Below are 10,893 nucleotides of genomic sequence, written 5' to 3'. Positions count from 1 at the left end.
GCCTGCAACTGGCGGTTGCCGCTCCACTGAGTGATGGAGTCTGCGGTCTCGGTGACGGACGCGGTGTGGAAGCGGATCTGCGGTTGTTCCGGCAACGGCTGCAGCATGCTGGAGTCATCGCAGATGATCATGGTGTGGCCTTCGGCGATGTGCCCTAAGTAGTAAAACATCCCTTCTTCTTCCAGCAGACGCTGGACGAAGTTGAAATCGGTTTCGCGATATTGAGTGATGTAGGTGTAGCGCTTTTGCGATATGTCAGCTTAAGTGGAACGATGACAACATTAAGCCAGCGCCCTCGCTTGAAAATAAGTAAAGGACATCTACACCAACTTCAGAGATCAAACATTCAGCATATTTTAATAAAGGCATTAACATTCCGACTGGACGATCGGGCGACAGCAGCCGAGCTAAATATTCAACCCATACAAACAGCATCGGAACGCATAAATTCGCACCCAAGGCTTACTGCCACACATGAGCGACATTATTTATAAGGCCTTTGGCCGTTTAGACTCAGCAAAACGACCAAATGCTTAAAAAATTATCTAATCCCAACGACAGACGACATCACAGAGCCCAAGAGACACAACTAAACACATGAGATCAATCAAACTTCACTGGTGGCCTTTGAGAATTTAAGGTATTAATCTCCTGCTTGGAAAGCAAGTCATCAAACGCAGCACCACCAAATTTTTCGATGAATCCTCTTTCAACCTCATAAATCGCGACACACTGCAAACAATTAATCTTAAGATTATTTAAGCTTAACTGTGGAAAGTGAGCATTATTCCAAATGCAGGCACAGTTTCTCCCCATACACCAAGCCTTCTACCAAATGGCAGTAGGTATGCATATAAGCGACCGAAGCCGATCGCCTTCGTAACCCCCTGATAGAACCACAAATGCTGATTAATCTCGGCGAGTAATCGGCCAGTCTAAGCAAGATCAGCGCTGGGTAATTTTGGACATCATTCCGATATTAAAGAGTCGAGCCAGCCCATTTACCAGACCTATACGTATCCTTCTTTTTTATCTTCCAGAGATCATTTTCTCTGACCAAACTAAATCTGAACCTAGATTCCAAACCCACCATTTGGTCTACCACGATGAATACTGTAGAGCCTTTGATTGTAGGCTCATGCAGTTTATCGCGTGCGGGATCATACATCGTTGGTTCGCCACAGCCAGGAGCTTCCAGCCGAGCCCAACTTTTAGCATCCTTGATGGTATATTTTTCCAATATTAGTCGTAAAGATTCAGAAAAATATTTGTTACATTCAGTCGTGGATTGGCCGCTATCGATTAATTCCATTTTTTTCTCAAAGAAGTCCCGCTCCCATAACTTCATCTCTTCAAGAAATTGTTTCAGTAGTTCACATGACTCAGAAACATCGATCATTTTAAGGCTCTCAGTTTTCAAAAATATCGAACAATACACGCTTACCATTCTGCGACACTTCGTATACGATCTCCTCCGGACGAGTCAACGACTTGCCATAGATAAATTTAATATCCACATCTACTGCGCCTTTTGTCTTCTCTACGAAGTTTGCCACGTCCCTCTCGAAGTCTCTGAATAGCCCCCTATTAATCCCAGGTAGTTGAGGAAATACTCCATCTTTTCCGCCCGATCCGCCAAGAAGCTTTCCTAAAATATGGCCCGCATCATCATTGGAACTTCCCAACATTCGGGCCCATGCCCGCGAAGTTTTGTTGGTTGCAGTTCCAGTACGCAGATCAGCTAAAGTGATCCTCGCCGTCGCGCGAATAGGCTGACCAGCCGCCCCTCTGGTTACAGCGGTACTCACACACCACCCTAATGGATCGATCCAACCGTTCGTATTGGGGGCATAGGCGTACAGGTTGTTGCCCCCCAGCAACCCAATCGGGTCCTGCGTAATAAACCGTCCAATTTCCGGATCGTAATACCTGAACGTGTTGTAGTGCAGGCCCGTCTCCTCGTCGAAGTACTGACCTTGGAAACGCAGGTTCTGCTCCACCTCACCCACGGCAAGCGATTCAACTTTGCCCCACGCCTTATAGGTTGCCTGCCAAACAATCTGGCCGTCCACATCCGTCATCTCCAGCGGCGTGCCGATCTGGTCGGTGTGGAAGTAGTAAAGCTTTTTCTCCTCTTCGCCTTCGTTTAGGTCCACTCTCGCCAGAGGCGCGTAGTTGCCAGGCTCGTAGATATAAAGGCTGTTCTGCCAAGGCGTTTCCTCACGGAGCATCCGCAATCCTTGCCAGAGAAATTGCTTATGCTCAGTTTGCCCTTCAATCTCAGACGTTTTTCCAACCCGCCGACCCAAGCTGTCATACCGGTAGGTACCGACGCTGTGCACTTGGCTATTAACCATCGTCTCCGCATGCACAAGCCGATTTTCGCAGTCGTAAGCAAAGGTCTGCAGCTTATTCAGCCCTACCCGCTTTTCAATCAGGTTGCCCCAGGCGTCGTAGGTATATTCCTGATCGCGCCATTGCTTGATTCGGTTGTCTTTCGCCTGATCAAATTGGCTGGTGTTGAAGTTCAGGCGGTTGGCCGCAGCGTCATATCGGAACTCTTCGCTATCCACCAAGCGGCCGGTGTCGCGGCTGTGCAGCTGGCCGTTGGCTTCATATTCGTACTTGATCTCACCGCGCAGCTTATCGAGCGTGCGAGTCAGCTCGCCTGCTGGATCGTATTCGTAACGCCGATGAATCGGGTTGTACGCGTGATCCACCAGCAACGAAGTGTTGATGCCTGGGTTCTGGATCTGCGACAGCTTTTCAGCCGGCAACGTCGATGCGAACTGCCAGCTCTTGCGGCCCATCGCGTCGTAGCCAAAGCAACTGGTGAGCTTGCCCTGGGATCGATAGACCTCCCGATGCAGATCATCGCGCTCCATGTCGCTGATGAGCATCCCATCAAGGTTAAGCTGATGCAGGTGACCGCTGCCGTAGTACAGGTGGTTCAGGTGCTGGCCAGTCGGCAATGTCAGCGTGGTCAGGTTGCTGAGCGGATCGTATTCGTAGGTCAACGCCCCTTGCGGAGTCGCTTCTTTTACCAAGCGACCCAGCAGGTCATAACTGAAGTCGAGGGTCTCTTCCTCAACACCCAGCTTCTTGCCAATGCTTGAAGGCAGGCGATGGATGCTGAGCAAGCGATCCGCTTCGTCGTAGATGTAATCCTGTCGCGCATCCTCGTTCACTTTGGCCAGCAAGCGGCCAATCACATCACGCTCAAATTCGGTACTGCGCTGTGGCCGCTCTGCCCTGTCGCCGTAGCCGATTTCATCCAACCGCGTCAGGTGCCCACTGAGGTTGTAGTTGAACCGGCGCGTCAGGTTGTCGATGCGTTTTTCTTCGATCAGGCGATCCGAAGCGTCATAAGAAAATTCATAAGTCGCGTTGTTTTCATTGACCAGCGCGGTGAGCCGAATCGCCTTGTCGTACTCGTAACGGATGCGCTGGCCTTTGGCGTCTTGCCGCGAGCTCGGCAGGCCGCGCTCGTTGCGTTGCAACCTGATGATCTGGCCCTTGCCGTCAGTATGGGTAACCACTTGGCCATAGACGTTGTACGTGAACGCTTCTTGTGTGCCATCGGGATGTTTGGTGCGCAGCACTTCACCCGCGGGTTTAAGCTCAAGCTCGGCGGTCTGACCAAGCGCATCGGTGACGGCAACCGACTGCAGGCGCTCGTTTTATCGGCAAGTGGTGCTTTCCAGAGGAGTCCTTACACTTCTCAACCTGTGCGTGACTTTTATCCTGGCAGCTTTTTTTTCGTTTCAGCTTTTTTTGGCTTCCAAGCCAACAATGTTCCCGCTTTACCACATATCTCATTTGCCGAATCGATATATTCACGCCCCACCTCCCAGCACCATCCATTTAAAACTTTTGTAATTACGCCGTGGCTTGCACTTTCTGAAATCCATTCCAAAAGGGACGTACTACCGATCTTGATAGACAAGTGCTGATCATTTAAAAAGTTAATAGGGTAGACCATTCTAAGACGTGCATGCTTATACTGACGCCCTCCTAAATATAGCGGAGACGCATCGTCGATAAAAGCAACCGGGTCTTCATACTGATATATCGTTTTGAAATTTTGGCCTCTAGCATAAGACATCGCACCCGAAACACTAGCCAGCTCGTAAACTATTGCATAGATATACTTGAGCTTTACGGAAGCAGAAATCAAAAAACTTTTAATTTTAATATTTAACTCTTCAAGTCCCACGTCCGTCTGCATATCTATACAAAAGAAACTTCCAAATTCTTCGGTAGTGTAGCCAAACGAACTAAACCAAGGCTTGACATTTTTCATCTCGCTGAAGACTCTAAAATCAACAACCTTACCTTCAGAGATTAGGACTTTGAGCTCCTTAGGCGAAACTTCGACGAACTCAATATCATCCACGCCATCCGCTTGTCCTCTTCTATCATAGCCTGCCCCAGTAATCGGATAGCCTAGCTCATTAAAAAACCTAAAAGCCTCATCAAAAACGCCTAAAACAGAAATCCGATCCACCCCGTAAATTGCAATCCCTGTAGCCATAATTAACCTATAAAGTTGATATAAAAGAATCAAGTATGCTTTTCATTTCAGAAGCATTGTAAGGATGCTCTAGCGTAAGAACCCTCCCTCGACTCTGAGCAGGCAAGCCACTCATTGCGTCTGTATTCCTAGTTGTCAGCGTGGGAAGCTTTCTGCCCATATCAGATTTGGATGCTAACTTGATTGCATGCACCTTACCATTCAATCGACAGGCATTACATCAGGACGGCGCGCCGACACACCGGGGACTTGTGCAAAGTTATAGCTACGATTTAAATACACATCTTAAAATTTTCCGCTCATTGCTAACTTATTCGCAATAGCTTCAGAAAACTGATCATGACCTGGAGTACCGTCAACTTGGCCTCGCCCATGTATTTTTGTACCATTTACGGTTCGCACTTGACATGGTGCCAATCCGAGAGGATCCATCCAAATGATAGGATTCTGGTTGTACCTGAATGAATTCATCCCGCTCAACAGACCAATCGGATCCTGCGTTATAAACCGTCCCACTTGCGGGTCGTAATACCTGAATGTGTTGTAGTGCAGACCCGTTTCGTCGTCGAAGTACTGACCTTGAAACCGCAGGTTCTGCTCAACTTCACTCACGGTCAACGATTCAACTTCACCCCCATGCCTTGTACGTCGCCTGCCAAACGATCAGGCCTTCGATATCCGTCATCTCAAGCGGCGTGCCAATCTGGTCTGTATGGAAGTAGTAAAGCTTCTGCTCTGTCTAACCTTCGTTTTGGTCGACCCATGCTAGCGGTGCGTAGCTTCCACGTTCGTAAATATAGAGGCTACTCTGCGCCGGGGTTTCCTCACGCAGCATCCGCAGGCCTTGCCAGAGGAACTGCTTGTGTTCTGTCTCGCCGTTTATCTCGGAGGTTTTGCCAATCCGGCGACTCAGGCTGCCATATCGGTACGTACCAACACTATGCACCTGGCTATTAACCATCGTCTCCGCACGCACGAGCCGGTTTTCGCAGTCGTAGGTGAACGTCTGCAGCTTGGATAAGCCCGACCGCTTCTCGATCAGGTTGCCCCAGGCGTCGTAGGCATATTCCTGATCGCGCCATTGCTTGATACGGTTGTCTTTGACCTGGATGAACTGGATAGTGCAACTGGTGACCTGACCTGCGTGCGACACACCTGTCGGTGCAGGTCATCGAGTTCCTATCCCTGAGAACCAGACCGTCAACGCCAATTTGGTGAAGGCGGCCGCTGCCGTCGTCAGGTGCTCAAGGTGTCGGCCCGTACGCCGTACGTATGTCAAGGTGGTCAGGTCGCTGAGGAGCCGATTTTAAGCTCGGCTGTAGTCCACCTCAGAATACGAGCTTTTGCTAGACTTTGAGCCAACTTGTGACCTAAGGCTTATGCTCAGAATCTACTTCTCCTCTACGAGGACTGGATGCCCCCCTAACTGATTAGAAATTAACGTATAGAAATCTCCTAAGTTGGACGATATAAAGTAAAGACTCCCACTATCGTCCCTTTCTAAAATATCTGCTTTTTTTATTGAGCCCTCTTGATGTAAATGAGTTCGGTCCCAGTAGTAGACACCATCCCTCTCAGACTCGGAAACAATCACATAAGGATTTCCTCCACCATCTTCTCCGATGGCGATGACGTTATTAAGAAAAGCAAGCTCTTCGATAAATTCTTTGTTAAATGCCACCACGTCGTTACACTCTTCATGTGGGTGCCATCCAAATAGCCGATCAAAGCTTATAAATCCCCCCTCGACAGAGTTCAGCGGGATTTCTACGTAATCTGGTGCGGCTATAAATAGACCGTTCATTCTTTGCAAGAAATCAGAATACTCGGAGGGAAGTGGCATATTTAGGTCTAGCTCAACACGGGCCACCTCACTCGCTGTCAACCCTTTTCTATACACTATAGGCATATTATCACCAGTCCTAACACGTCAATTTGATATTTTTGACCCCACCGGAGTGAGTGAATCTGTTGTGAATTTTCTTCGGAACTTCTTGCATTGTTTTCATATTTTCATGGTGGTGCCAAGTATTCTTCGAGTAATCAGCTGGGCCTTTCGGAGCTAGTGCGTCAGCTTTACCGAAGTCACCTCCTGGACTTTTGCCATGGTTTCCCTTCAGATCAGAAACATCTACCCGCTGCCGTTCGTAAGGATTGAAATCAGGATGTCCGTTAGGGTATCTGACGCGATTGCCTTCCCAATCGTCATAAACCCAAGTGCGACCTTCTATCTCAGAGTGGACGGATCCACCCTTTTCTAGCCATTTGGATACATCTGGAGAATGCGGAGGTTTTGCGCTCCAACCCCACGGGTCCATCCAGCCCATCGGATTTTCCGCGTACTGGTAAAGATTATTACCCCCTCTTAGCCCAATCCTATCCTGAGTGATAAACCGCCCAACCTCCGGATCGTAATACCTGAACGTGTTGTAGTGCAGCCCCGTTTCATCATCAAAGTACTGACCCTGAAACCGCAGATTCTGCTCAATTTCACTCACGGCCAACGATTCGACTTCACCCCAAGCCTTGTAAGTCGCCTGCCACACGATCTGGCCGTCGACATCCGTCATCTCGAGCGGCGTGCCAATCTGGTCGGTATGGAAGTAGTAAAGCGTCTGCTCTGCCTCACCTTCGCTCTGGTCAACCCGGGCAAGTGGCGCGTAGCTTCCTGGCTCGTAAATATAGAAGCTGCTCTGCCAAGGCGTTTCCTCACGCAGCATCCGTAGGCCTTGCCAGAGAAAGTGCTTGTGCTCAGTCTGGCCATCAATCTCGGACGTCTTGCCATCCCGACGACCCAGGCTGTCGTACCGGTACGTGCCAACGCTGTGCATCTGGCTGTTGACCATCGTCTCCGCGCGCACGAGCCGGTCTTCACAGTCGTAGGTGAACGTCTGCAGCTTGGATAAGCCCGACCGCTTCTCAATCAGGTTGCCCCAGGCGTCGTACGTATATTCCTGATCGCGCCATTGCTTGATTCGGTTGTCTTTGACCTGATCAAACTGGCTGGTGTTGAAGTTCAGGCGGTTGGCCGCAGCGTCGTATCTGAACTCTTCGCTATCAACCAAACGGCCAGTATCACGACTGTGCAATTGGCCATTCGCTTCATATTCGTATTTGATCTCACCGCGCAGCTTGTCCAGCGTTCGGACTAGTTCGCCCGCCGGGTCGTACTCATAGCGCCGGTGGATCGGGTTGTACGCATGATCCACCAGCAGCGAGGTGTTGATGCCCGAGTTCTGGATCTGCGACAGCTTTTCAGCCGGCAACGTCGATGCGAACTGCCAACTCTTGCGGCCCATCGCATCGTAACCAAAGCAACTGGTGAGTTTGCCCTGAGACCGATAAACCTCTCGATGCAGGTCATCGCGCTCCATGTCGCTGATCAGCATTCCATCGAGGTTCAGCTGATGCAGGTGGCCGCTGCCGTAGTACAAGTGATTCAGGTGCTGGCCAGTCGGCAATGTCAGCGTGGTCAGGTTGCTTAGCGGATCGTACTCGTAGGCAAGCGCACCTTGCGGCGTGGTCTCTTTGATCAAACGACCTAACAGGTCATAACTGAAGTCGAGGGTCTCTTCCTCAACGCCCAGTTTCTTGCCAATACTCGAAGGCTGGCGGTGGATGCTGAGCAACCGGTCTGCTTCGTCATAACCGTAATCCTGCCGCGCATCCTGGTTGACCTTTGCCAGCAAGCGGCCAATCACATCACGCTCAAACTCCGTAGTGCGTTGCGGCCGCTCTGCCCTGTCCCCGTAGCCGATTTCCTCAACCCGCGTCAGATGCCCGCCCAGGTTGTAGTTGAATCTGCGCGTCAGGTTGTCGATGCGTTTCTCTTCGATCAGACGATCCGAAGCATCGTAGGCAAATCGGTAAGCCGCATTGTTTTAGTTGACCAGCGCGGTGAGGCGAATCGCCTTGTCGTACTCGTAGCTGATGCGCTGGCCCTTGGCGTCCTGGCGGCTGGCAGGCAGTCCGCGCGCCGTGCGCAGCAGACGCGTAATCTGGCCCTTGCCGTCGGTGTGCGTCAGTACCTGGCCAAGAGCGTTATAGGTAAAGGACTCAGCGGTGCCGTCCGGGTGCTCGATGCGCACCACTTCGCCGTCGGGTTTGCGCTCAAGTCTTGTCGTCTGATTCAGCTCCTCAGTGACGGCGAACCGAGGGTATTCTATGTCTGAATTTGCTCCATTGCCTTGATGAGCTTGCTGACGTTATCTACTTTGCCACTTCTATCAATTTGCGCATGCCAAGCAGGGATGGCCTTCTTGAAAAGCTCTAAACACTGAGGCGTCACATCTGACTTCTTTAAGACCAAATCCATTTTCAAAGACCCATCAGAACTTAAGGGCTCCTTATATACAAGATTATTATCTTTAAGAAACCGCATTAATACTGTATATCTAGATACTATTTTATCATGATACGCCTCACTGTTATTTCTAGATATCAGCATCGGGATACTGCATAGCGTGAAATCCAAATCTGTCATAGCACCCTCATTATCTGGCACGAATCACCGTGGATATGTCATTTACTTGCACAAGGTTTTTTGTTCCCGGCTCACAAACAAAAGTTCCGCCAGCTTCTCGGATTCGCATTACCTTTTCAAGCTGAGCGGCTTTCAGAGCGGTCAGACTAGTTATTTCCTTAGCAGTGCCCGTGCCATCCCCATTTTTGATAACAAACTCGAGTCGCCTTCCCTTACCAGTCAAGGGATCTTTAACGATTTTGCCCTCAGCGTTGCGTAAATACCTTTCGCTTAAGACGTTCTCTTTACCATATTTCTTGTGGAACAGTGCCTTAGCTCTCGCTTCCCGGCCAGATCCCGCAACGCTGTTCTTTGAGATACATGTCCAACCCCAAGGGTCTATCCAACCAAGTGGAGTTGGCGCATACCTATACAGGTTATGTCCACCGGACAAACCAACCGGATCCTGCGCAATGAACCGTCCAACTTCCGGATCGTAGTACCTGAATGTGTTGTAATGCAGCCCCGTTTCATCGTCGAAGTACTGACCCTGAAACCGCAGGTTCTGCTCAACCTCGCTCACGGCAAGAGTTTCGACCTCGCCCCACGCCTACGCTTTCAGTTGCAACCGAAGGTTTTCGACGGTGTGCCATATAGATCGAAAGGGCAGCTAACCATAACGCCTCTAGTCAATATATGGCTCACTCCGCTCCCCCCCTTCATTTCACGCCGCGTGCTATCCCAAAGTATGCGGACGCTTTAGTTAGAATGGAATTATAGGTAATGATTACTTGCGAGCCTCTCTGCGTCCTTTACACTAAACAGTTGACCTCGCGAAGTTCTCAAAGCGTTAGCTACTAAATCGGTCACAACATCAACTTCCTTTGATGTCACCAGTTTTTCATCGTAATCCTCATTGACTTCATAGTTGATGAGGTCAATATTTTGCAGGGACATATCCACACACCTGCTAAGATCAATCTGATCATTGTTCAACACAAACAATAATAGATAGTTCAGCGCAATCATCAAGTTTTGTGCATAGCTGCCTTCCTGTTCGGAATACTCATCTGTGTCCGGTATGTTTTTGTAGACTTCCCCTTGAGTGACTCCTACCTCTCCCGAGGTGCTCAAGGCGACATCAAGTGCATGAATAAACAGCTCTGACAAATTCTCACAGTAACACTGATCAAAAGCCCGCATGAGACGTAACTGCCGATAAAGGTAGCTCGCCACGACTAATACTTTCTGATTCCGATCCAACCTATCAAAGGATGGCCTGATTCGAGCATCCTCAAATATCAAACTCCATTGCATGTCGTACCTCCAAGCCGCTTCCGACTTTTCTTTCCTGTTGTATGGGTGTCCGTTTTACTCCATGTTCTTTCATTAGTTGCTCACAATCAAGACATACACCTCGTGATGCATCAATGCTAGTAGCACCTTTACCTGCCTTTATAATCGTCTCTTCCGCATGCCCTTGCCCATTGACTACGGAGATACCTTTCGCTTCTGCCCACTCCCGCTGGATCTTGGGAACTTTTTTCTCACTCGAAGCGATAAACATTTTCCCGTCTTCACTGACTCCCAATGCAGTGGTTCTAAATTTCTGGGCAGTCGGATCTAGAAGGCCATGGGCTTCAGTGACGAGGCCGAGTAGCTCAGATAGCCCCCAAGGATCTACCCAGCGCATTGGATTTTCAGTGTACTGATAGAGGTTATTTCCCCCCACCAATCCAATCGGATCCTGCGTAATGAACCGCCCAACCTCCGGATCGTAATACCTGAACGTGTTGTAGTGCAGCCCTGTTTCGTCGTCAAAGTACTGACCCTGGAACCGCAGGTTCTGCTCAACCTCGCTCACCGCAAGCGTTTCGACTTCACCCCACGCCTTGTA

At 49.7% G+C, this 10,893-nt stretch carries 8 protein-coding genes and 5 pseudogenes; all 13 read right to left on the bottom strand.

The window, feature by feature from the left end:
- A pseudogene (locus AC07RO_RS26960) lies at positions 1-245 on the bottom strand (phage late control D family protein); the annotation flags it as partial.
- Positions 246-979: 734 nt separating this feature from the next.
- Positions 980-1,399, bottom strand: coding sequence for an NTF2 fold immunity protein (locus tag AC07RO_RS26955; RefSeq protein ID WP_495087537.1), 420 nt, complete (start codon positions 1,397-1,399; stop codon positions 980-982).
- 10 nt (positions 1,400-1,409) lie between these two features.
- A pseudogene (locus AC07RO_RS26950) lies at positions 1,410-3,732 on the bottom strand (RHS repeat-associated core domain-containing protein); the annotation flags it as partial.
- A 7-nt stretch (positions 3,733-3,739) separates the two neighbouring features.
- Positions 3,740-4,534 (bottom strand): hypothetical protein, encoded by a 795-nt coding sequence (locus AC07RO_RS26945; RefSeq protein WP_495087536.1) that lies wholly within the window; start codon positions 4,532-4,534, stop codon positions 3,740-3,742.
- 411 nt (positions 4,535-4,945) lie between these two features.
- Positions 4,946-5,651 (bottom strand): annotated as a pseudogene (locus tag AC07RO_RS26940) (RHS repeat domain-containing protein); the annotation flags it as partial.
- 273 nt (positions 5,652-5,924) lie between these two features.
- Positions 5,925-6,443 (bottom strand): SMI1/KNR4 family protein, encoded by a 519-nt coding sequence (locus AC07RO_RS26935; RefSeq protein ID WP_346629121.1) that lies wholly within the window; start codon positions 6,441-6,443, stop codon positions 5,925-5,927.
- Between the two features lie 13 nt (positions 6,444-6,456).
- Positions 6,457-6,852 (bottom strand): HNH endonuclease, encoded by a 396-nt coding sequence (locus AC07RO_RS26930; protein WP_495087538.1) that lies wholly within the window; start codon positions 6,850-6,852, stop codon positions 6,457-6,459.
- Positions 6,835-8,235, bottom strand: a pseudogene (locus tag AC07RO_RS26925) (RHS repeat-associated core domain-containing protein); the annotation flags it as partial. The gene AC07RO_RS26930 and the pseudogene AC07RO_RS26925, both read right to left, overlap by 18 nt.
- A 180-nt stretch (positions 8,236-8,415) precedes the next feature.
- Positions 8,416-8,622, bottom strand: coding sequence for a hypothetical protein (locus tag AC07RO_RS26920; protein WP_495087535.1), 207 nt, complete (start codon positions 8,620-8,622; stop codon positions 8,416-8,418).
- A gap of 74 nt (positions 8,623-8,696) precedes the next feature.
- On the bottom strand, positions 8,697-9,017 hold the full coding sequence (locus AC07RO_RS26915; RefSeq protein ID WP_495087534.1) for a hypothetical protein: 321 nt from the start codon (positions 9,015-9,017) through the stop codon (positions 8,697-8,699).
- Between the two features lie 10 nt (positions 9,018-9,027).
- Positions 9,028-9,606, bottom strand: a pseudogene (locus AC07RO_RS26910) (RHS repeat-associated core domain-containing protein); the annotation flags it as partial.
- Between the two features lie 164 nt (positions 9,607-9,770).
- Complete coding sequence (locus tag AC07RO_RS26905; RefSeq protein ID WP_495087533.1) at positions 9,771-10,313, bottom strand: hypothetical protein; 543 nt, start codon at positions 10,311-10,313, stop codon at positions 9,771-9,773.
- On the bottom strand, positions 10,291-10,893 hold a 603-nt coding region (locus AC07RO_RS26900), incomplete at its 5' end, for an RHS repeat-associated core domain-containing protein (protein WP_495087532.1). The genes AC07RO_RS26900 and AC07RO_RS26905, both read right to left, overlap by 23 nt.

This window comes from Pseudomonas sp. GW821-FHT07F05 (genome assembly GCF_059418765.1).
The sequence above is the reverse complement of the archived record's forward strand: the minus strand, read 5'-3'. Positions and strand labels throughout refer to the sequence as shown.

Coding starts and splice junctions, on each gene's coding strand:
- AC07RO_RS26955 (WP_495087537.1), bottom strand. CDS start 1,399: ATGATCGATGTTTCTGAGTCATGTGAACTACTGAAACAATTTCTTGAA.
- AC07RO_RS26945 (WP_495087536.1), bottom strand. CDS start 4,534: ATGGCTACAGGGATTGCAATTTACGGGGTGGATCGGATTTCTGTTTTA.
- AC07RO_RS26935 (WP_346629121.1), bottom strand. CDS start 6,443: ATGCCTATAGTGTATAGAAAAGGGTTGACAGCGAGTGAGGTGGCCCGT.
- AC07RO_RS26930 (WP_495087538.1), bottom strand. CDS start 6,852: ATGGACCCGTGGGGTTGGAGCGCAAAACCTCCGCATTCTCCAGATGTA.
- AC07RO_RS26915 (WP_495087534.1), bottom strand. CDS start 9,017: ATGACAGATTTGGATTTCACGCTATGCAGTATCCCGATGCTGATATCT.
- AC07RO_RS26905 (WP_495087533.1), bottom strand. CDS start 10,313: ATGCAATGGAGTTTGATATTTGAGGATGCTCGAATCAGGCCATCCTTT.